The organism is Streptomyces sp. NPDC058664 (assembly GCF_042716635.1).
Classification (GTDB): domain Bacteria; phylum Actinomycetota; class Actinomycetes; order Streptomycetales; family Streptomycetaceae; genus Streptomyces.
Genome location: NZ_JBHXRW010000002.1, coordinates 213422 through 233898 on the forward strand (window position 1 = coordinate 213422; position 20477 = coordinate 233898).

The window sequence follows — 20477 nt, forward strand, 5'->3', positions numbered from 1 at the left end:
CCGATGAGGAGCAGCAGTCTTGCGCGAGTTCAGCCTTCCGGCCCTGTACGAGGTCCCCGCGGACGGCAATCTGACGGATCTCATCCGCCGCAACGCCTCCCAGCACCCAGACGTCGCCGTGATGGATCGCAAGGTCGGCGGGACGTGGACCGACGTGACCGCCACGGAGTTCCTCTCCGAGGTCCGTGGGGTCGCCAAGGGGCTGATCGCCGCCGGTGTCGAGCCGGGCGACCGGGTCGCGCTGCTGTCCCGCACCCGTTACGAGTGGGTGCTTCTCGACTTCGCGATCTGGAGCGCGGGCGGCGTGACCGTCCCGGTGTACGAGACGAGCTCGCCGGAGCAGATCCAGTGGATCCTCGGTGACTCGGGCGCGACCCTGGTGCTCGTCGAGAGCGCGGCGCACCAGGAGTCGGTGGAGTCGGTACGGGAGAACCTTCCCGGGCTCAGGGCCGTGTGGCAGATCGAGGACGACGCGGTCGCGCGGCTCACCGCCACCGGCGCGGACGTCTCCGACGAGCTGCTCGACGAGCGCATGTCGGCGGCGAACGCGGACGACCCGGCGACGATCGTCTACACCTCGGGCACGACGGGCCGCCCCAAGGGCTGCGTCCTGACCCACCGGGCCTTCTTCGCCGAGTGCGGCAACGTGGTGGAGCGGCTGAAGCCCCTCTTCCGCACCGGTGAGTGTTCGGTGCTGCTTTTCCTGCCCGCCGCGCACGTCTTCGGGCGGCTCGTCGAGGTCGCGTCCGTGATGGCGCCGATCCGGCTGGGTTGCGTCCCGGACATCAAGAACCTCACCGACGAGCTGGCCTCGTTCCGGCCGACGCTGATCCTGGGCGTGCCGCGGGTCTTCGAGAAGGTCTACAACTCGGCCCGGGCGAAGGCGCAGGCCGACGGCAAGGGCAAGATCTTCGACAAGGCCGCGCACACGGCCATCGCGTACAGCCGGGCCCTCGGCACCCCGCAGGGTCCGTCCTTCGGCCTCAAGCTGAAGCACAAGGTCTTCGACAAGCTGGTCTTCAGCAAGCTCCGGGCGGTGCTCGGCGGGCGCGGCGAGTACGCGATCTCGGGCGGCGCGCCGCTCGGCGAGCGGCTCGGCCACTTCTTCCGCGGCATCGGCTTCACGGTCCTGGAGGGCTACGGCCTGACGGAGTCGTGCGCGGCGACCGCGTTCAACCCCTGGGACCGGCAGAAGATCGGCACGGTCGGTCAGCCGCTGCCGGGTTCGGTGGTGCGGATCGCCGACGACGGCGAGGTGCTGCTGCACGGCGAGCACATCTTCTCGCGGTACTGGAACAACGAGACGGCGACCGCCGAAGCCCTTGCGGACGGCTGGTTCCACACCGGTGACATCGGCACCCTCGACGAGGACGGCTACCTGGCGATCACCGGCCGGAAGAAGGAGATCCTGGTGACGGCGGGCGGCAAGAACGTCGCCCCCGCGGTCATCGAGGACCGGATCCGGGCGCACGCGCTCGTCGCGGAGTGCATGGTGGTCGGCGACGGGCGTCCGTTCGTGGGCGCGCTCGTCACGATCGACGAGGAGTTCCTCGGCCGCTGGGCTTCCGAGCACGGCAAGCCGGCGGGTTCGACGGCGGCCTCCCTGCGCGAGGACGCGGAGCTGGTGGCGGAGGTCCAGCGGGCGATCGACGACGGCAACGCGGCGGTCTCCAAGGCCGAGTCGGTCCGCAAGTTCCGTATCCTGCCCGCCCAGTTCACGGAGGAGGCGGGTCACATCACGCCGTCCCTGAAGCTGAAGCGGAACGTGGTGGCGAAGGACTTCGCGGACGAGATCGAGGCGATCTACAGCGCCTGAGCCCGAAGGGCGCGCGTACGGCCGGAGGCCCGGAGCGATGTCGCTCCGGGCCTCCGGCCGTTCCGTCCGTACGTGGTGGCGCAGCGGTGCTACAGCAGCTCCTTGAGCCGCTCCGCGAGCAGGTCCCAGCGCCATTTCTCCTCGACCCAGGCGCGGCCCCGCTCGCCCATGCGGGCGCGCAGCTCGGGGTCGAGGAGGAGCGTGGCGACGCGGTCGGCGGTGTCCTCGGAGGACTCGCCCCGGACGACCCAGCCGGTCTCGCCGTCGAGGACGGCGTCGGGGGCTCCGCCGGAGTCGCCCGCGACGACCGGGAGGCCGGTGGCGGAGGCCTCCAGGTAGACGATGCCGAGGCCCTCGACGTCGAGGCCGCCGCGCCGGGTGCGGCAGGGCATGGCGAAGACGTCGCCGGCCCCGTAGTGGGCGGGCAGTTCGGACCAGGGGACGGCGCCGGTGAACCGTACGGATCCGGCCACTCCGGTCTCGGCGGCGAGGCGGTGCAAATCCTTCTCGTACGGGCCGCCGCCGACGATCAGGAGGACCGCGTCCGGGACCCGGCGGAGGATCCGCGGCATCGCCCGGATCAGGGTGTCCTGGCCCTTGCGCGGGACCAGCCGGGAGACGCAGACCACGACCGGACGGTCGCTGAGCCCGAGGCGGGCGCGGACCTCGGCGCCGCCCGAGCCGGGGTGGAAGGTCTTCTCGTCGACGCCGGGCGGAAGCTGCGTCATCCGGTCGGCGGCGGCCGGAGTGAGGGCCGCCGCGATCCGGGAGCGGGTGTACTCGCCGAGGTAGGTGATCGTGTCCGTACCCTCACCGATCCGCCGCAACAGCTGTCGGGAGGCGGGCAGTTGGGCCCAGCCCGCCTCGTGGCCGTGGGTGGTGGCGACGAGCCGCCGGGCGCCCGCGCGGCGCAGCGCGGGGGCCATCAGGCCGAGCGGGGCGGCGGCGCCGAACCACACGGACTCGCAGCCGTGCTCGCGGAGGAGCGCGGTGGCCCGGGCGGTGACCCGAGGGGTCGGCAACAGCATGGTGGTGCGATCCCGAACAACCGTGAAAGGCTGTTCGACGTCAAACAGAGCAGTCGCCTCGTTCCCTTCGCGGCCGCGCTTCCAGGTGGAGGCGTAGACCACGATCCGGTCGGGATCCAGGCGGAGCGCCATGTTGTGCAGGAAGGCCTGGATTCCGCCGGGACGCGGCGGGAAGTCGTTGGTTACGATCAGGGTCTTGTGCATCGTGGCCGACAGTACCGCGCACGACGCACCCACCGCCCAGCACCACCACTCCCCGCGTGAGCGGGCCGACAGGACAAGGACGAGCCAGTGATGACGGGCGCAGTGGGAAAGTGGTCACGGTCACTCGCGGATCTGCGGCTTCCGCTCGGACTCTGGGCGCTGACCCGGGTCATCCTGATGCTGGTCGTCTTCAAGGTCGTGGTGATCCCGGGGCCGGACATCACGTTCGACATCGAGGACATCTACCAGGGCTGGTACGAGGTCCTGCGGACCGGCACGTATCCGCTGGACGACGTGACCTGGCAGTACCCGCCGGCCGCCGCGTTCGCGATCCTCGCGCCGGGGCTGCTGCCGTTCCTCGGCTACTCGGCCGCCTTCTTCGTCCTCGCCCTCCTCTGTGACGCGCTCGTCCTCGGGCTGCTCCTGCACACGGGCCGCCGGGCCGGCCGCTCCCCGCGTGGGGCCTGGATCTGGATCGCGGGCGTCGCTCTCTTCGGCCCGACCACGTACGCCCGGTACGACATCATGGTGACCGCCGTCGCGGTGGCGGCGCTGCTCGCGGCGGGCCGGAGTCCGCGTGTCCTCGGAGCCCTCGCCGGGTTCGGCGCGGTCCTGAAGGTGTGGCCGGTGCTGCTGCTCGCGGGCACCCCCAAGGGGCGGGCGACCCTCCGCTCCTGGCCGGCGGCGGTGGGCGCGGCGGCGGCCGTGCTGCTGTTCTGCATGCTGTGGATGCCGGGGTCGCTGGCCTTCCTCTCCTTCCAGCGGGACCGGGGGACGGAGGTCGAGTCGCTGGGCGCGATGGTCTTCCACGTGGCCCGGCACTTCGGCTGGGACGGCGAGGCGCGGATGAACTACGGCTCGATCGAGTTCCTCGGCCCCTACGTCTCCACGGTGTCGACGGCCGCCCTGGGGCTCACCTTCCTCGCCTTCGGCTGGCTGCTGCTCTGGCGGTTCAAGGCGCGCCGCTTCACCTCGTCGACGGTGGCGGACGCGGCCTTCGTGGCGGTGCTGCTGTTCACGACGACGAGCCGGGTGCTCTCCCCGCAGTACATGCTGTGGCTGGTCGGTCTCGCGGCGGTGTGCCTGGCGTACCGGTCGAGCCGGATGGAACGGCCGGTGCACCTGATCGTGTGGGCGACGGCGATCACGCAGTTCGAGTTCCCGGTCTGGTTCTCGCACGTGACGCGGAGCGATCCGCTGGGCATGGGGGTGCTGTTCACCCGGAACGGCCTCCTCATCGCCGCCACCCTCCTCGCCTGCCGGATCCTGTGGCGGCAGACGGTGACGGAGCCGCGTCTCGCCGAGGCCGGAGCCGTGCTCGTGCCCGCGCAGGCGGTTTGGCCGGAGCGCGAGAAGGCCCTGTCCGGCTCACGCTGAGCCCCGCCGGGTCGACAGAGCCCCCGGCGGGCGGGCAGCCGGGCGTACGCGTCCTAGCCGAGCCGCTCCCCCAGGTAGGCCCGCCAGTCGGTGGTGAAATCCTCCGGGGTGGTGCCGAGGACCTCCTGGAGCGCCTTCTCCACCGCGCCCTCGCGGCCCGGGTGGGCGCCCACCGCCCGGTAGAAGGCCGCCAGCTTCTCCTCGCCCCAGCGGTCCGCGATCAGCTCGCAGGCCAGCCAGCCGCCCTCGTAGGCCCGCGCCAGGGCCTCCGCGTCGCCGTCGAAGCCGAACTCGGCGTCCTCCGGGAGCCCTGCGGGCAGCTCGCCCGCGCGGACCGCGCGGCGCAGTTCGGGCGCGGCCTGGGCGGCGGTGCGGCCGGTGCCCCGGTAGGCGACCCAGTCGGCGAAGCCCTCCGAGAGCCAGACCGGGGTGGCCCTCGTGGTCTGGACCCGGGTCGCGACATGGGTGGCCTCGTGGGTGAGGACCAGCTGCCGGCCGAACGCGCCGAGCACCGCGTACGCCTCCGGGTTCACGATCACCCGGTCGGCGGGCGCCGAGGGGCCGCCGCCCACCTCGCCGGTCGTGACGGCGGCGATGCCCCGGTAGGAGGCGGCCGGCCCGCCGAGGAGCCGTCCCATCGCCTCGACCGACGCGGGTACGAGGACCACGATCCGGCCCGCCCAGGTCCCGTCCCAGGCGTCCCCGACCGCGGGCACCGCCCGGTCCGCGGCCGTCGCGATCTCCCGCAGCCGCTCCTTGCTCTGCCCCACGCCGAGGACGAGGCTGCGCCGGCCGGTCACCGCCTCGACCTCGCCCTGCTGCCACAGCTGCTGCGGGGCGCCCTCGGCGGCGCGGTCGGCGGTGACGTACCAGCGGCCGTCCCGCTCGGCGAGTTCCAGGATCCGCTCGGTGGTGGTGGGTCCCGAGTCGTAGCCCTTGATCCGGAATCCCAGCTCGGCCTTGACGGTGACCCGGCCCTCGCCGGTCCTGTCGACATCGGTGACCCGGTAGCCGAGGCCGCCCAGCGGGACCTTCGCGAGCCGGTCGAACTCGGTGCGACCGACCGGTGCGAGCGCGGGGTCGAGGGCCGCGAGGTAGCCGGCCTCGTCGCGGTCGAGCAGTGCCCGCGCGTGCCGGTCGAGCAGGCTCTGGATCTCCCGGGGCGCCGGGTCGGCCGGCTCGGGGGCCGTACAGCCGCCGAGGGCCAGCAGGGCGGCCAGCAGAAAGGCGGCCGCGCCGCGCGCCGCTCCACCTCCCTGACCTGCCACGCCCCCGATCGTACGGGGCGCCCGCGGGGCGTGGCCTGGGGAACGGGGCTCAGACCCGGGTCACCGTCACGTGCGACATCATGTTCACCGGGTCGTAGCGGACCCGCGCGCCCGGGTAGGGGGCGTGGATGACCTGTCCGTCGCCCGCGTAGATCCCGACGTGGCTCGCGTCGCCGCGGTACGTGACGAGGTCCCCGGGCTGCGCCTGTGAGAGCGGCACCTGCCGCCCCGCGTACCGCTGCGCCGAGGAGGTGCGCGGAAGGCTGATCCCGGCCTGCCGGTACGACCAGACCATCAGGCCCGAGCAGTCGAAGGCGGAGGGCCCGGTCGCGCCCCACACGTACGGCTTGCCGATCGCGCTGCGGGCGGCCATCACCGCGGCGGAGGCGCGCGAGGAGGCCGGGCCGGGGGCGGCCATGGGCGGCAGCTCCTCGGTGGAGCCCCCGGCCGGCCCCCCGGCGGGCCCCTCGGCGCGCCCGCCGGTGCGGGAGGCGCGGTCGAAGTCGGCGCGCTCCTCGGCGGTCAGGCTCGCGAGCACCCGGCGGGCCTCGGCGAGCTTGCGCTCGACCGTGCGCTTGTGGCGGGCGACCTCGGCCCTGCTGCGCTCGAGCTCGGTCAGGGCCGTGCGGGCCTCGGAGCGCTTCTGGTCCAGCCGGCGCTGCTCCCGCCGGAGTTCGCCGAGGGCGGCGCTCTGGCGTGCGGTGGCCCGGTCGAGGGCGGTGGCCCGGTCGAGGTAGCTGTCGGGGTCGGAGGAGAGCAGCAGGGCGAGGGCGGGGTCGATGCCGCCGGAGCGGTACTGGGCTCCGGCGATCGAACCGAGGGCGCCCCGCATGCGGTTGATGCGCTCCTGGCCGCGGGCCAGGGCGTCCTGGGCCCGGGAGACCGTACGGCGCAGCGCGTCCGCCTTCTCGTCCGCCCGGTTGTAGCCCTCGGTGGCCTTCTCGGCCTCCTCGTAGAGGCGGTCGACCGTGGCGCGGGTGGCCTCGACTCCGGCCCCGGGGTCGGCGCTCGCGGGGACGGCCCCGAGGGACGCCGCCACGGTGGCCGCGGCGGCGGTGAGGACGGTGACCCCGGCGGGTCGGCGGTGGGACGCCACGAATAGCGCTCCGTTCGGCTCGACGCAGACTGGCGCGGCAGACAGTAGCCGCTGATCACTCCGCGTCCAACGAAGCCGATGGACACGGAAAGTGACGCCCCGCCGGAGAACACAGGTCACCGGCGGGGCGTCAGGTCAGTACGCGTCGCGGCGAACCACCCGTTCGGGCGGCATACCGCAGCGGGTCGCGGGGCGTCAGCCGCCGACGCGGACCCCGAACTGGAAGGAGCCCAGGGTGTTCATGGACTCGTAACGGACGTAGGCGCCCGTGTAGGGGGCGTGCAGGACCGTGTTGTTGCCCGCGTACAGGCCCACGTGCGACAGACCGTTGAAGAAGACCAGGTCGCCCGGCTTGAGCTGGCTGCGGCCGATCTTCACGCCGTCGTTCTGCTGGGTGTAGGTGGTGCGGGTGAGCTGGACGTTGGCCTGGCCGTAGGCCCACTGGGTCAGACCGGAGCAGTCGTACGAGCTGGGGCCCTCCTGGCCGGAGGCGTACGGCTTGCCGATCTGAGTGGCGGCGGCGGCGAGCGCCGCGGCGCCGTAGCCGTTCGCGGGGACCTCGTTGCCGAGGTCGACCCGCTCGCCGGCGGCGCGGCTGGCCCGCTGCTCCTTCTCCTCCATCTCGGCCTTCTCGGCCGCGGTGAGGGTGTTGAGGAGCTGCCGGGCCTCGGCCAGCTTGCCCTGGAACTTCTTCTTCTTCTCGCCGAGGGTCTTGCGGACGTCCTCGAGGTCGGCCAGCTTGCTGGTGGCCTCGGCCCGCTGCTGGGCGAGCGTCCGCTGCTTGGCCTGGATCGAGGTGAGCACGTCGGCCTGCTGGGCGCTCAACTGGTCGATCGCGGACGCCCTGTCGAGGTAGGTGTCCGGGTCGGCGGAGAGGAAGAGCTGGAGCGCCGGGTCGATGCCGCCGGAGCGGTACTGGGCGGTGGCGACCGAACCGATCTTGTCGCGGAGGGTGTTGAGCTCCTCCTGACCGCGGGCCACCTGGTCCTGGAGCTGGCCGACCTCCTTCTGCAGCTTGCCCTTGCGCTCGTCGGCGAGGTTGTACTGCTCCGTGGCCTCCTCGGCCTCGTGGTGCAGCTTGTCGACCTTCGACTTGACCTCGTCGATCTTGGGCTTGGCAGGGGCGGCCTGGGCGCCGGACTGGGCGGAGAGGGCGACGGCGGCTGCCGCGGCAGCGGTGAGCACGGTCACGCGGGCACGGCTCGGCTGCTTGGGTCGACGGTGGGACGCCACGAAGGCGAGCTCCTTCTTCCTCGAGCCGCCCAACCGGTCAGGGGCAGGCGGTTCCTCCGCCGTCACCCCGGATGGGCGATCAACCGCGCGAAGGTTCGAAGGCCGACCTTAGTGACCAAGCTGTGATCAGTTCAAATCCCACTGGCAAAAATATCGCTCAGGCGCCACTTTGTTTACGGACATCGCACGGCCAGTGATGACCAGTTGACGGACCGCCATCCAGAATTCGGGCATAAGGCCCAGGAGTTGCGATGCCTCACGAGAGCCGCGAAAGCCGCTTCAGCAGCAAGGCGGACGACACCGGGCGCGCACCCGCCTTCGCCACCCCGTCGGCCACCTCGCGGTCCGTGGAGACCACCACGACCGGCCGGCCCGGCGGCTCCGCCCGTACCAGCTGGCGGATCAACTCGTCCGCCGTCACACCGGGCTTGGAGAACAGCACCCGCACCCCGCGCGGCGGCGCGAGCAGCACCGGGGCCGCCAGCTCCGCCCCGTCGAAGACACAGGTGACCTCGGCGCCCGAGCGGGCCGCGAGGGCCGAGAGGCTGCCGAGCAGCCGCAGCCGCTGCTTCTCCAGCGGCATCGTCGGATAACCCGTCTTGGTGACGTTGTAGCCGTCCACGACCAGATGGGCCTGCGGCAGCGCGAGGAGCTGGTCGAGCAGTGCCGGATCGGTCTCCGAGAGCGCCCGCGCCGCGATGTCCTTCGGGGACATCCGCCCCGGCTCCACCGCGTCCACCGTGTCCGCCGGATGCGTCGAGACGGGTGGCAGCGCCAGTTCGCGACGGAGCCCCTGGGCCGCGTCGAGGACGGTGTCGAGCAGCAGCCGCAGCCGCATGTCCTCCACCGAGCGCCCCTCACGGGCGGACCGCCGGCTCGCCTCGAGGGCCGCCTCGACCTCGCCGAGCCTGGCCTTGAGCCGCCGGCTCTCGCTCTCGACCGAGGACACCCGGGCCGCCGACTCCGCCCGCGCGGTCTCCATCTCACCCTGGAGGCGGCGCAGCGCGGCCTCGCCGCGCTTCACGTCGCTCTGGGCGCTGCGGAGCTTGCGGTGAAGCGATTCCGCTTCCTTCCTGGCCGCCTCCAGGTCGCGCCGCAGCTGCTCGGTCTCGTCCCGGGAGCGGTCCCGGGACGCGGCGAGCTCCTCGCGCAGCCGCTCCAGCTCGCGCCGGCCGGCCTCGTCGGCCCGCTCGGCGTCGGCCCGCAGGGCCTCCTCACCCGCGGCGGCCACCAGCTTGACCCAGCCGGACGGGCGCAGCACATAGGCGGCCGCCGCCACGTCGACGGGATCGGCGGCGGCGGGCGGGGTGCCGCTCTCGACGGCTCCGGCCAGTTCGGGCTGGCCCTGCTTGAACCGTTCGCCGATCCGCTGCCGGAACAGCGGGTCGCTCTCCAGGGCCGCCGCCATCGCGTTGCCGGCGAACTTGGCCCGCCGGCTCGCGGTGAACCGGGCGTACTGCCGCAGGGGTGCGGGCAGCTCCGCGACGGTCAGCCCGCCGAAGGCGTCCGCGACCAGCGCGACGACCCGCCGCCGCACGCCTTCCGGCAGTGGGTGGTCGAGCGTCTCGGCAGCGTCACCTGCCGCGCCGGCCGGCTCTCCACCGTGCGCGGGCTGCTCCACGATCCGTCACCCCTATGTCGTCCGCGCCGTCCCTCAGGAGGCGGCGCCCGGCCTGTCCACCAGTTCGATCTGGTCCACCGCGTTGCACCAGCGGCAGCGGACCGACTCGATGGTCTCACTGACCACCTGCCGCTCCTCGACCGTCGGTTCTCCCGCGAGGTCCAGATGGACGTACTCCACGACCTTGGAGGAGCGGGTCACGTCGAAGCGGGTCAGATTGCCGCAGAGCGTGCAGCGCCAGCGGGTCTCGGCGGTCGGCAGGGGAACCGTCGTCATCGTGCCGTCCTTCTTCCTGTTGCGGGGTACCAGGTGCGGGAGCCGCGGTGCGCCGTCGAACTGCGGTCGTACTGCCCGTAACCCTACGGCCTCGCGGGTGGGCGGGGGCACGGCGAGGCACTCTGTCCAGTTCGGCCCCGGTACGCCATGATCTGTCCATGATCGATCGGCGAGGCGCGGTCCGCGCTGTCCACGCTGTCCGGGGGGCCTGGCGCGGCATCCGCAGCGGACCCACGGTGACGTACGGACTGATCGCCGCGTGCGTCCTCCTCTTCGCGATCAGTCCGGTCTCCGGGCTCAACCCGGCGCACGGCACGGGCGACCAGCTCCTCGCGGCGCAGGGCGTGTACTTCCGCCGCTGGGGCGTCGTCCCCGCCGAGCTGATGAGCGGCGAGCCGCGCGCCCTCCTCACCCCGCTGACCGCGCTCTTCGTCCACGGCAGCTGGCTCCACCTCCTGGGGAACATGCTCTTCCTGTACGTCTTCGGGGCGATGGCCGAGGAGCGCATGGGACCGGTCGGGTTCGCTCTCTTCTACCTGGGCACCGGCTACCTCGCGCTCCTCGGGTACGCGGCGGCGCACGCGACCAGCGAGCAGACGCTCGTCGGGGCGTCCGGCGCGATCTCCGGGGTGCTCGGGGCCTTCCTCTTCCTCTTCCCGCGCTCCCGGGTCACCAGCCTCTTCCCCTTCCTCTTCTTCCTGCCGCTGCGCTTCCCCGCCTGGATCGTGCTGATCTTCTGGTTCGTGCTGCAGTGGCTGGCCGCGCGGGCGGCGGGTGCCGGTCCCGGCGTCGCCTATCTGGCCCATGTGGTGGGCTTCTCCGTCGGCTTCCTCTACGCCTGGGGGCGCTACCGGGGTGGGGATAGAGTGAAAGCCCAAACCGCGGCGACCGAGGGAGAAAGCCAGCCGTGATCACCGCGATCGTGCTCATCAAGACCAGCGTGGACCGCATTCCCGAGATCGCCGAGTCGATCGCCGCCCTCGACAGCGTCAGCGAGGTCTTCTCGGTGACCGGTACGTACGACCTGATCGCCATGGTCCGGGTGCCGCGCCACGACGACCTGGCGGACGTGATCCCCGGCAGCATCAGCAAGATCCCGGGCGTCGAGGCCACGGACACCCACGTCGCCTTCCGCACGTACTCCCAGCACGATCTGGAGGCGGCCTTCGCCATCGGCCTGGAGTCCTGAGGCCGCGCACGCGTCAAGGTGAAGGGGGCCTCCCGACCGGGAGGCCCCCTTCACCCGTACGAGTGAGTGATCAGCCGCGGTCGGGGACGCAGCGGCCGTCCTCGGTGCGGTAGTTCCACCGCGCGCCGTCCCGGACGAGTTCCTTCACTGCGCCGACGAACCGCTCCACGTGCTCGTCGGGCGTACCGGCGCCGAAGCTGACCCGGATGGCGTTGAGGGACCTCTCGCCGGGGGCCGCCTCGGGCGCGCCGCACTCGCCCTGGGTCCCCGGGTCGGTGCCGAGCAGGGTGCGGACCAGCGGGTGGGCGCAGAAGAGGCCGTCACGGACGCCGATGCCGTACTCGGCGGAGAGCGCGGCGGCGAAGTGGGAGCTGTTCCAGCCCTCGACGACGAAGGAGATGACGCCGACCCGGGGGGCGTCGTCGCCGAACAGCGAGAGCACCTTCACCTCGGGCACCTCGGCGAGGCCCTCGCGGACCGTGGCGATCAGGTGCCGCTCCCGCTCGACGAGGGTGTCGAAGCCGGCCTCGGTGAGCGCCTTGCAGGCGGAGGCGATGGAGTACACGCCGATGACGTTCGGGGAACCGGCCTCGTGCCGGGCCGCGGTGGTGTGCCACTCCACGTCCACACCGCCGTCGGCGCGACGCGCCACCGTGCGGGAGGCGCCGCCGCCCGCGAGGTAGGGCTCGGCGTCCTGGAGCCAGTCGGCGCGGCCCGCGAGGACGCCCGAGCCGAAGGGCGCGTACAGCTTGTGCCCGGAGAAGGCGATCCAGTCCACGTCGAGGTCCTGGACGGAGACCGGGTGGTGGGGCGCGAGCTGGGCGGCGTCGAGGACGATCCGGGCGCCGTGCGCGTGCGCGGCGGCGGCGAGCTCCTTCACCGGCCAGATCTCACCGGTGACGTTGGAGGCACCGGTGACGCAGACGAGGGCGGGGCCGTAAGGGTCGCGGTCGGCGAGGGCCCGCTCCAGGGTGGCGACGGCCTGCTCCGGCGTGCGGGGGGCGTCCAGGTAGCTGACCCGGGCGTTCTGCCACGGCAGCAGCGAGGCGTGGTGCTCGGTCTCGAAGACGAAGACCTCGCAACCGGCGGGGAGGGTCCGGGCGAGCAGGTTGAGCGAGTCGGTGGTGGAGCGGGTGAAGACGACCTGATCGCCGGGGCGGCAGTCGAGGAACTCGGCCACGGTGGCGCGGCTGTTCTCGAAGAGGTCGGTGGAGAGCTGGGAGAGGTAGCCGGCGCCGCGGTGGACGCTGCCGTAGTAGGGGGCGTACGCGGCGACGTCGTCCCAGACCCGCTGGAGGGCCGGGGCGCTGGCCGCGTAGTCGAGCGCCGCGTAGGTCACCTCGCCGCCGGTGACGAGCGGGACGGTGACGTCCCGGCCGAGGACGGGCAGCGGGGCGGCGCAGCAGGGATCGGCGGACTCGGCGGTCGCGGTGGTCGCGGTGGTCGCGGTCTCGACGGGCGCGGTGGCGACGGCGGCGGTCTCGACGGTGGCAGCGTTCGGGCGTGCGGACATGGCGGTATCTCCCGGCGGGCGGTGCGGAATGGCTTCGGTGATCCCGTACGCGGCCGGACACGGCGGGGTACGGGTGATGCCTCGGAGACGAAAGGGGGCGCACGCGGGTGTGCGGGTACGCGGAAGTGACCCTGTTCCGAGGGTGAAGAAGGGGCGGACTCGCCCTATCGCATTCGCTTGCTCACGGAAAACGCTCCTCGACAGACCAGGACCCCTGGTGTTCGAGGGGTCCGCGCTTGCCGTAGACCTCGCTGCCTACGGCCTGGTCATCACCCGGGGCACCCCGCCACGGACGGAGGGTTGCCGGACAGCAAGCCGGGGCCAAAACGCTGTCACTCGTGACCTGTAGAGCATCCTGCCACATGATCGCCGAAGCGCAAGACCCCGGTCCGCATGCTGGACCGGGGTCGTACGGCGAGGCACGTCCTACGCGTTGCTGACGGCGATCCAGCGCTCCAGGGCCCGGCGGGCCTCACCCGAGTCGATCGCCTCCGCGGCCTTCTCGATGCCGGCGCGGATCTGCTCCACGAGGCCGCCCTCCCCCGGCGCGAGCGCGGCCAGCGCCGCCGCCGAGTTGAGCAGCACCGCGTCCCGCACCGGACCGGTCTCCCCGGCGAGCAGCCGGCGGGCCACGTCCGCGTTGTACGAGGCGTCGGCGCCGCGCAGCGCCTCCACCGGCACGAGGTCGATGCCGACGTCCCGGGGGTCGAAGGCCTCCTCACGGACCGAGCCGTCACGGACCACCCAGACCCGCGAGGTGGCGGTGGTGGTCAGCTCGTCGAGCCCGTCGTCGCCGCGGAAGACGAGCGCGGAGGAACCCCGCTCGGCGAGCACCCCGGCCATGATCGGGGCCATCCGGGCGTCGGCGACGCCGGTGGCCTGGGCCCGGACCCGGGCCGGGTTGGTGAGCGGACCGAGGAAGTTGAAGGTGGTCCGGATGCCGAGCTCCTTGCGGGCGGCGGCGACGTGACGCAGCGCCGGGTGGAACTTCACCGCGAAGCAGAAGGTGATCCCGGCCTCCTCCGCGACCTCGGCGACCCGCCGCGGGGTCAGCTCCAGGTTGACGCCGAGCTTCTCCAGGACGTCGGAGGCCCCGGAGGCGGAGGAGGCGGCCCGGTTGCCGTGCTTGACGACCTTGGCGCCGGTGCCGGCCACGACGATCGCCGACATGGTGGAGATGTTGACGGTCTTGGCACCGTCGCCGCCGGTGCCGACGATGTCGACGGACGGGCCGGGCACCTCGATCGTGTTGGCGTGCTCGTACATGGTGCGGACGAGCCCGGAGATCTCCTCGACGGTCTCGCCCTTGGCGCGCAGGGCGACCGCGAAGCCGGCGATCTGGGCGTCGGTGGCCTCGCCGCGCAGGATCCGGTCCATCGCCCAGGCGGTGTCCTCGGCGCTCTGGTCGCGGCCGGTCAGCAGGCCTTCCAGGACGACGGGCCAGGAGCGGCCCGCCGACGTAGGTCCTCCAGCGGGGGTCACAGCGCTCATGGCAGCTCCTGGATCGTCACGTGACGGATACGGGCCCACCCTATCGACCCCCGGGGACGGCGAAGAGCCCCGTCCATCGAATGGACGGGGCTCTCGCCGTGGCGACTTCAGGAAGTCAGGAGTTCAGGTGGATCAGTGGTGGCCGTGGCCGCTCTGGATCTCCTTGTACTCCTCGACCGTGGGCTTGGCGACCTGGTTGTCGGCGCCGTAGTAGCCCTTGTTGAGCTTGACCCGGAGCTTCTCCAGGGGCCCGATCTTCCGCTCCACGCCGTTCTCGTCGACGGCCGGCGGAAGCTCCGCGGCCGCGTACTGCTCGTGCGCCGTGAGGCGGTGCATCTCGCCCTGGCTGAGCGGCTCGTGGATCTCGACGAACTCACCGTGCGGCAGGCGCTTGATGATGCCGGACTCGCGGCCGTGCAGCACCTTGTCCTTGTCGCGGCGCTGGAGGCCGAGGCAGATCCGCTTGGTGACGATGAACGCGATGACCGGGCCGACGAAGAAGGCGATCCGCACGAACCAGGTGATGGCGTTGATCGACAGGTGGAAGTGGGTCGCGAAGATGTCGTTTCCACCACCCACGAGCATGATCATGTACGCGGTGATCCAGGCGACACCGAAGGCGGTGCGCGTCGGAGCGTTGCGCGGGCGCTGCGCGATGTGGTGCTCGCGCTTGTCGCCGGTGATCCAGGACTCGATGAACGGGTAGACCGCGATCGCCGCGAGGACCGCCGGGAAGATGGCCAGCGGGATCATCACGCCGAGGACCAGCGTGTGGCCCCACAGGTTGATCTCCCAGCCGGGCATGACACGGATCAGACCCTCGGCGAAGCCCATGTACCAGTCGGGCTGGGCGCCGGTGGACACCTGGTCCGGACGGTACGGACCGAGCGCCCAGATCGGGTTGATCGAGGCGATCGCCGAGATGACCGCGATGACACCGAAGACCAGGAAGAAGAAGCCTCCGGCCTTGGCCATGTAGACCGGCAGCAGCGGCATGCCCACGACGTTGTTGTTCGTGCGGCCGGGGCCGGCGAACTGCGTGTGCTTGTGGAAGAACACCAGGATGAGGTGGGCCACCACGAGGCCGAGCATGATGCCAGGCAGCAGCAGCACGTGGGCCGAGTAGAACCGGGCCACGAAGTCGCCGCCGGGGAACTCGCCGCCGAACAGGAACATCGACAGGTACGTGCCGACGACCGGCACGGACAGGATGGCGCCCTGCATGAAGCGGACACCGGTGCCGGAGAGCAGGTCGTCCGGGAGCGAGTAACCGGTGAAACCGGTGAACATGCCCAGGAAGAACAGCAGGAAGCCGAACAGCCAGTTGATCTCACGCGGCTTGCGGAACGCGCCCGTGAAGAACACGCGCATCATGTGCACGAACATGCCGGCGATGAAGATCAGCGCCGCCCAGTGGTGGATCTGCCGGATGAGCAGACCACCGCGCACCTCGAACGAGATGTGCATGGTCGAGTTGAACGCCTCGGACATCAGCTGTCCCTGGAGCGGGACGTACGGTCCGGCGTACTCCACCTCGTTCATCGACGGGTGGAAGAACATCGTCAGATAGACGCCCGTCAGGATGATGATGAGGAAGCTGTAGAGGCAGATCTCGCCCAGCATGAAGGACCAGTGGTCCGGGAAGATCTTCCGCATGTTGGCCTTGGCCAGCGAGTAGATCCCCAGGCGGCCGTCGGCCCAGTCGGCGACCCGCTCACCGGCGGGCGCCTTCTTCGATGTGTCGGTCACGGTGCTCATCCGCGCTCCCAGAAGGCAGGGCCGACGGGCTCGTCGAAGTCGCCGAGCGCCTCCAGGAAGCCCTCGTCGTTCACGCCGATCCGCAGCTGCGGGAGGGCGTGACCGGCCGGGCCGAAGATGACGCGGGCGCCGTCGGAGAGGTCGAAGGTGGACTGGTGGCACGGGCAGAGGACGTGGTGCGTCTGCTGCTCGTACAGGGAGATCGGGCAGCCCACGTGGGTGCAGATCTTCGAGAAGGCGACGATGCCCTCGTGCGACCACTCGAGCTCGCGCTTGTCCTTGATGTCCTCCGGCTGGATCCGGACGATCATCAGGGCGGCCTTGGCGATCTCGACCTGGAAGTGGTGGTCGTGCTCCGAGAGGCCCTCGGGCATCGCGAAGGTCAGCGAACCGACGGCGACGTCCTCGGGGCGCAGCGGCTCGTGCGTGTTCATGTTGATGAGCTGAAGCCCCTTGGCCCACATGGTGGTCCGGAGCTTCTTCTCGGGCAGCGGGCCCATGTCACGCAGCAGCACGATGCCGGAGAGCGGTACGAGCGACAGCGCGCCGAACATCGTGTTGCGGATGAGCTTGCGGCGGCCCATGCCCGACTCGGCGGCACCGGCCGCGAAGTCCGACATGACCTTCGCCTTGGTCTCGGCGTCGGCCTGGATCGGGTGCCGCTCGTCCGCGATCTCCACGTCGGACATCAGGGTGCGGGCCCAGTGGACCGCGCCCGCGCCGATGAAGAAGAGGGCGAGGCCGAGGGTCCAGCCGAGCGCGAAGTTGAGCGCGGACACCCGGCCGAAGGGCCAGATGTACACGATCTTGTCGACCGGGAAGATCACGTACGAGGCGATGAAGCCGACGGTGGCCAGCATCGACAGCGTGAACATGAAGGCGACCGCGCGCTCGGACCGACGGGCGGCTCGCTCGTCGATGTCCTGGATGCGGGGCTTGTGGGGCGGGAGGCCCGGGTCGGCGAACGGGTCGTCGGCGACCTTCACCGCGCCGTGCGCGGTGTCCTGCCCTGCCGGCAGGGTCTCTTCTGGAATCTCTTGGCTACTCATGACTTCTTGGCCTTAGCGGTGTGGGCCGCGACCCAGACGGCAACTGCGATCAGCGAGCCGAGACCGAAGATCCAGCCGAACAGACCCTCGCTGACAGGGCCGAGGCCACCGAGCGAGAGACCACCCGGGTTGTCGGCCTTCTCGCCGTTGACGGCCTGGACGTACGCGATGATGTCCTTCTTCTCCTTCTCCGGCATGGTCGTGTCCGGGAAGGAGGGCATGTTCTGCGGGCCGGTCTGCATGGCCTCGTAGAGGTGCTTCGGGCTCACGCCTTCGAGGCTCGGGGCGTACTTGCCGTAGGTCAGCGCGCCACCCTCACCGGTGAAGTTGTGGCACTGGGCACAGTTGGAGCGGAACAGCTCGCCGCCCTTGGCGGCGTCGGCGCCCGCGGGGTCGTACTGCTCCTCGGTCGGCGTGATCGGGCCGGAACCGAGAGAGGCGACGTACGCCGCGAGCTGATCGATCTCAGCCTGCGAGTAGATGACCTTCTTCTTCGGGACCTGGGCGCCCGGCTGCTGGGCCGGCATACGGCCCGTGCCGACCTGGAAGTCGACCGAGGCCGAACCGACGCCCACGAGGGAGGGGCCGTCAGTGGTGCCCTGACCGCCGGTTCCGTGGCAGCTGGCGCAGCCGACGGAGTAGAGCTTCTTCCCCTCCTCGATGGCGAGGGACTGGGCGGTCTCGTCGGCCTTCGCCGTGCTCGCGGGTGCGAACGCGGCGTACAGCCCCCCCGTGGCCGCCAGCGCGAGAAGTAGGACGACGACCGCCGCCAGCGGATGGCGTCGTCGTGCGGAGAGCTTTTTCACGGATTACCCCGGTGTCAGGATCTTCTGCGTCGATGCTTGCTGGATGTCTCGGTCCGCCGTGACGGCGGAACCGATTACTTGATCATGTAGATCGTGGCGAAGAGGCCGATCCAGACGACATCGACGAAGTGCCAGTAGTAGGACACGACGATGGCGGCGGTTGCCTGCTCGTGAGTGAACCTCTTGGCGGCGTACGTCCGGCCGAGGACCAGCAGGAAGGCGATGAGTCCGCCTGTCACGTGCAGGCCGTGGAAGCCGGTGGTCAGGTAGAACACGGAGCCGTACGGGTCCGACGAGAGCGAGAGGCCCTCGTGCTTCACCAGCTCGGTGTACTCGAAGACCTGGCCGCCGATGAAGATCGCACCCATCACGAACGTGATGATGAACCACGACCTGAGCTTCTTCACGTCGCCCCGCTCGGCGGCGAAGACGCCGAGCTGACAGGTGAGGGAGGAGAGCACCAGGATCGTGGTGTTGGTAGCCGAGAACGGGAAGTTCAAGGCCGAGGCCTTTTCCGCCCAGAAGTCGGCACCCGTCACCGATCGCAGGGTGAAGTACATCGCGAAGAGGGCCGCGAAGAACATCAGCTCGGAGCTCAACCAGATGATGGTTCCGACGCTGGTGAGGTTCGGTCGATTGACCGACGGGTGCGCGTGCCCTGTTTCTACTGTCGTTACTGTCGCCACGACCGACATTATGTCGGTCGCTTATCCCGCCCTCACTCCGGGGGGTGCCGTTCGGAGTGTCAGAGGGGTGTGTCCAGCCCATACGGCCCAGTGCGAGGGCCCCCCGGCACCCTTCGAACAGGTGTTGAACGGGTGTTGACGGGGTGTGGACCGGAGTAGCATCCGCGCATCGGTCGACGACGACCCACCCGCCTTCCCAGCCGGAGGAACGATGCAGTCGAGTGCCACGGTCCTGGTCTACAGCGACGACGCGAACACCCGCGAGCAGGTACGGCTGGCGGCCGGGCGCAGGCCCGCGTCGGACGTCCCCCCGGTGGAGTTCGTGGAGTGCGCGACGCTGCCGGCGGTGCTGAAGCGCCTGGACGAGGGTGGCGTGGACGTCTGCGTCCTGGACGGCGAGGCGGTGCCCGCGGGCGGTATGGGCGTCTGCCGGCAGATCAAGGACGAGGTCTTCCGCTGCCCGCCGGTGCTGCTGCTCATCGGACGGCCTCAGGACGCCTGGCTGGCCACCTGGAGCCGCGCGGACGCCGCAGTCACCCTTCCGGTGGAACCGGTCGAGTTCGCGGCGTCCCTGGCGGCGCTGCTGCGCTCGCGCCTCTCGCTCGACGCGTAGCCCGCGCGCGGGCCCGGGCGGGCCGATCAGATCGAGGGTCTGAGGCGGGCCCGCTCGGTGGGGGTGACCGGGTTCTCGGCGGCCTCCACCAGGGCGCTGCCCTGGCGCCACTTGGCCCAGGTCAGGTTCCAGTCGCCGAAGCCGTTGCCGAAGGGGTCCATGGCGTCGCCGATGCTGTTGACGGTCTTCACGATGTCGCCGGGGCGGACGGTCTCGTAGAACCAGGCCGCGTTCCCGGTCGACATGCCGACACAGCCGTGGCTGACGTTCGCCACGCCCTGCGAGCCGACGGACCAGGGCGCGGCGTGGACGTACTCGCCGCTCCAGGTGACCCGGGTCGCGTAGTAGACGGGCAGGTCGTACGACTCGGAGCTGCCCTCGGCGATGCCGACGCTGGTGCCCCGCATCCGGACGTAGTACTCCTTGCCCAGGATCACCTTGATGCCGTTTCGGGTGGAGAAGCCCGGCTTGCCGGTGGTCACCGGAATGGTTTTGATCACTTCTCCGTTGCGCTTCACGGTCATGTGGTGCGACCCGGCGTCCGCGACCGCCTCGATCCGGTCGCCGATGGTGAGCTTCAGCGGCTTGGACGCGCCGCCGTAGAGCTTGTCGCCGACCTTGAGGCCGTCCAGGTTGCCGGTGACCGTGACGCGGGCGCCCGCGGGCCAGTACTCCTTCGGGCGGAAGTGCAGCTTCTTGTCGTCCACCCAGTACCAGGACCCCTCGACGGAGGGGGTGGAGCGGACCTTGAGGGCCCGTTCGACGACCGCGCGCGCCTTCCGGTCCTTGACGGCGAGGCTGAGGTCGGCCGTGATGGGCTGTCCGACGCCGTACGTGCCCGCCTCCGGGCCGAAGGTCGCCGTCAGGGCCCGCTTGGCCGGGGTGGTCTCGAACGTGTACGTACGGGAGCCCGGAGCGCCGTCCTCGTCCTCGGTGGCCACCCGGACCGTGTAGCGGGTGCCGGCCGCGAGGGCGGCCGTGGAGCGCCAGCGCCGGCCGTCCGCGGTGAGTTCGCCCGCCAGGTGGCGGCCCGCGGTGTCCGTGGCCGTGACGTCGGTGATCCGGCCGTTCTCACCCTTGGCGGTGATCTCCAGGGGCTTCTCGGGGTCCGCCTTGGCGCCGTCGGCGGGAGCGCTGACCGCGAGCTGGTCCGCCGCGTCGTACGCCCTCGCCGACAGCGGGTGGCCGTCGGTGCCCGTGCAGGCGGTGACGCCCGCGGTGACGGTGACAGCCAGAAGAGTGCAGCTCAGAACAATCCGAATGCGCGGCGTGTCGTTCATGGACTCACCGTAAGAACAATCCTCTGCGGCAGCGCGCCGAGTGCTGCAAAAGAGGGGCCCGGGCACTTCGGTGACGAAGGGGCGCCGGCCCCCCGGGAGGGGGCGGGGGAGGGGGGGGGGACCCGGAGTGGATTTAACAAAAAAAACACAACCAAAAAAAAAATGTTAAACGG

18 protein-coding genes and 1 riboswitch are annotated in these 20477 nt (G+C 71.1%); of the genes, 5 read left to right on the plus strand and 13 right to left on the minus strand.

Going from position 1 to position 20477, the window contains the following annotated elements:
* Positions 1-19 precede the first annotated feature (19 nt).
* Complete coding sequence (locus ACFWUY_RS02680) at positions 20-1816, plus strand: AMP-dependent synthetase/ligase (protein ID WP_384101200.1); 1797 nt, start codon at positions 20-22, stop codon at positions 1814-1816.
* Positions 1817-1905: 89 nt separating this feature from the next.
* On the opposite strand, the gene ACFWUY_RS02685 is transcribed toward ACFWUY_RS02680, so the two are convergent.
* On the minus strand, positions 1906-3048 hold the full coding sequence (locus ACFWUY_RS02685; RefSeq protein ID WP_384101202.1) for a glycosyltransferase family 4 protein: 1143 nt from the start codon (positions 3046-3048) through the stop codon (positions 1906-1908).
* A 90-nt stretch (positions 3049-3138) separates the two neighbouring features.
* Between ACFWUY_RS02685 and ACFWUY_RS02690 the strand changes: the two genes are divergently transcribed.
* Positions 3139-4425, plus strand: a complete 1287-nt coding sequence (locus tag ACFWUY_RS02690) for a glycosyltransferase 87 family protein (RefSeq protein ID WP_384101204.1) — start codon at positions 3139-3141, stop codon at positions 4423-4425.
* A 53-nt stretch (positions 4426-4478) separates the two neighbouring features.
* Here ACFWUY_RS02690 and ACFWUY_RS02695 read toward each other — a convergent pair whose 3' ends face one another.
* From ACFWUY_RS02695 to ACFWUY_RS02715, 5 genes are all read right to left on the minus strand, one after another.
* On the minus strand, positions 4479-5693 hold the full coding sequence (locus tag ACFWUY_RS02695; protein ID WP_384101206.1) for a hypothetical protein: 1215 nt from the start codon (positions 5691-5693) through the stop codon (positions 4479-4481).
* A 49-nt stretch (positions 5694-5742) separates the two neighbouring features.
* Positions 5743-6789, minus strand: a complete 1047-nt coding sequence (locus tag ACFWUY_RS02700; RefSeq protein WP_384101207.1) for an NlpC/P60 family protein — start codon at positions 6787-6789, stop codon at positions 5743-5745.
* Between the two features lie 195 nt (positions 6790-6984).
* Positions 6985-8022, minus strand: a complete 1038-nt coding sequence (locus tag ACFWUY_RS02705) for an NlpC/P60 family protein (RefSeq protein WP_384101209.1) — start codon at positions 8020-8022, stop codon at positions 6985-6987.
* A gap of 256 nt (positions 8023-8278) precedes the next feature.
* Positions 8279-9643 (minus strand): NYN domain-containing protein, encoded by a 1365-nt coding sequence (locus ACFWUY_RS02710; protein WP_384101211.1) that lies wholly within the window; start codon positions 9641-9643, stop codon positions 8279-8281.
* 33 nt (positions 9644-9676) lie between these two features.
* Entirely contained in the window at positions 9677-9919 is a 243-nt protein-coding gene (locus ACFWUY_RS02715; protein WP_015033005.1) for a hypothetical protein, read from the minus strand.
* Positions 9920-10077: 158 nt separating this feature from the next.
* Here ACFWUY_RS02715 and ACFWUY_RS02720 point away from each other — a divergent pair, with 158 nt between their 5' ends.
* Positions 10078-10830 carry a rhomboid family intramembrane serine protease gene (locus ACFWUY_RS02720; RefSeq protein ID WP_384101213.1) on the plus strand — a complete coding sequence of 251 codons (753 nt, stop codon included), beginning with the start codon at positions 10078-10080 and terminating at the stop codon, positions 10828-10830.
* Entirely contained in the window at positions 10827-11108 is a 282-nt protein-coding gene (locus tag ACFWUY_RS02725) for an Lrp/AsnC family transcriptional regulator (protein ID WP_030205672.1), read from the plus strand. Before ACFWUY_RS02720 ends, ACFWUY_RS02725 begins: the two co-directional genes overlap by 4 nt.
* Positions 11109-11178: 70 nt before the next feature.
* On the opposite strand, the gene ACFWUY_RS02730 is transcribed toward ACFWUY_RS02725, so the two are convergent.
* The 6 genes from ACFWUY_RS02730 to ACFWUY_RS02755 form a co-directional block, all read right to left on the minus strand.
* On the minus strand, positions 11179-12621 hold the full coding sequence (locus ACFWUY_RS02730; RefSeq protein WP_384101215.1) for an aminotransferase class V-fold PLP-dependent enzyme: 1443 nt from the start codon (positions 12619-12621) through the stop codon (positions 11179-11181).
* Between the two features lie 227 nt (positions 12622-12848).
* Positions 12849-12965: riboswitch (SAM riboswitch) on the minus strand.
* Positions 12966-13047: 82 nt separating this feature from the next.
* Positions 13048-14112 (minus strand): anthranilate phosphoribosyltransferase, encoded by a 1065-nt coding sequence (gene trpD, locus ACFWUY_RS02735; RefSeq protein WP_384101217.1) that lies wholly within the window; start codon positions 14110-14112, stop codon positions 13048-13050.
* Positions 14113-14244: 132 nt separating this feature from the next.
* A complete protein-coding gene (locus ACFWUY_RS02740; RefSeq protein ID WP_384101219.1) occupies positions 14245-15870 on the minus strand; it encodes a cytochrome bc complex cytochrome b subunit in 1626 nt (541 codons plus the stop codon).
* The gene (locus tag ACFWUY_RS02745) at positions 15867-16919 is read right to left on the minus strand and encodes a Rieske 2Fe-2S domain-containing protein (RefSeq protein WP_384101221.1); all 1053 of its coding nucleotides are present in this window, start codon (positions 16917-16919) and stop codon (positions 15867-15869) included. The genes ACFWUY_RS02740 and ACFWUY_RS02745 overlap by 4 nt, the downstream gene beginning before the upstream one ends.
* Positions 16916-17725: a c-type cytochrome gene (locus ACFWUY_RS02750; RefSeq protein WP_384101224.1), complete on the minus strand. Its 810-nt coding sequence runs from the start codon at positions 17723-17725 to the stop codon at positions 16916-16918. The genes ACFWUY_RS02745 and ACFWUY_RS02750 overlap by 4 nt, the downstream gene beginning before the upstream one ends.
* A 74-nt stretch (positions 17726-17799) precedes the next feature.
* The gene (locus tag ACFWUY_RS02755) at positions 17800-18420 is read right to left on the minus strand and encodes a heme-copper oxidase subunit III (RefSeq protein ID WP_030547458.1); all 621 of its coding nucleotides are present in this window, start codon (positions 18418-18420) and stop codon (positions 17800-17802) included.
* A gap of 202 nt (positions 18421-18622) precedes the next feature.
* Between ACFWUY_RS02755 and ACFWUY_RS02760 the strand changes: the two genes are divergently transcribed.
* Positions 18623-19024 (plus strand): hypothetical protein, encoded by a 402-nt coding sequence (locus tag ACFWUY_RS02760; RefSeq protein ID WP_384101230.1) that lies wholly within the window; start codon positions 18623-18625, stop codon positions 19022-19024.
* A 26-nt stretch (positions 19025-19050) separates the two neighbouring features.
* Here the strand turns inward: ACFWUY_RS02760 and ACFWUY_RS02765 are convergent, their stop codons facing one another.
* A complete protein-coding gene (locus tag ACFWUY_RS02765) occupies positions 19051-20304 on the minus strand; it encodes an Ig-like domain-containing protein (RefSeq protein WP_384101232.1) in 1254 nt (417 codons plus the stop codon).
* Between the last annotated feature and the right edge of the window lie 173 nt (positions 20305-20477).

Coding starts and splice junctions, on each gene's coding strand:
- ACFWUY_RS02685 (WP_384101202.1), bottom strand. CDS start 3,048: ATGCACAAGACCCTGATCGTAACCAACGACTTCCCGCCGCGTCCCGGC.
- ACFWUY_RS02690 (WP_384101204.1), top strand. CDS start 3,139: ATGACGGGCGCAGTGGGAAAGTGGTCACGGTCACTCGCGGATCTGCGG.
- ACFWUY_RS02715 (WP_015033005.1), bottom strand. CDS start 9,919: ATGACGACGGTTCCCCTGCCGACCGCCGAGACCCGCTGGCGCTGCACG.
- ACFWUY_RS02720 (WP_384101213.1), top strand. CDS start 10,078: ATGATCGATCGGCGAGGCGCGGTCCGCGCTGTCCACGCTGTCCGGGGG.
- ACFWUY_RS02730 (WP_384101215.1), bottom strand. CDS start 12,621: ATGTCCGCACGCCCGAACGCTGCCACCGTCGAGACCGCCGCCGTCGCC.
- trpD (WP_384101217.1), bottom strand. CDS start 14,112: ATGAGCGCTGTGACCCCCGCTGGAGGACCTACGTCGGCGGGCCGCTCC.
- ACFWUY_RS02740 (WP_384101219.1), bottom strand. CDS start 15,870: ATGAGCACCGTGACCGACACATCGAAGAAGGCGCCCGCCGGTGAGCGG.
- ACFWUY_RS02745 (WP_384101221.1), bottom strand. CDS start 16,919: ATGAGTAGCCAAGAGATTCCAGAAGAGACCCTGCCGGCAGGGCAGGAC.
- ACFWUY_RS02755 (WP_030547458.1), bottom strand. CDS start 18,420: ATGTCGGTCGTGGCGACAGTAACGACAGTAGAAACAGGGCACGCGCAC.
- ACFWUY_RS02760 (WP_384101230.1), top strand. CDS start 18,623: ATGCAGTCGAGTGCCACGGTCCTGGTCTACAGCGACGACGCGAACACC.
- ACFWUY_RS02765 (WP_384101232.1), bottom strand. CDS start 20,304: ATGAACGACACGCCGCGCATTCGGATTGTTCTGAGCTGCACTCTTCTG.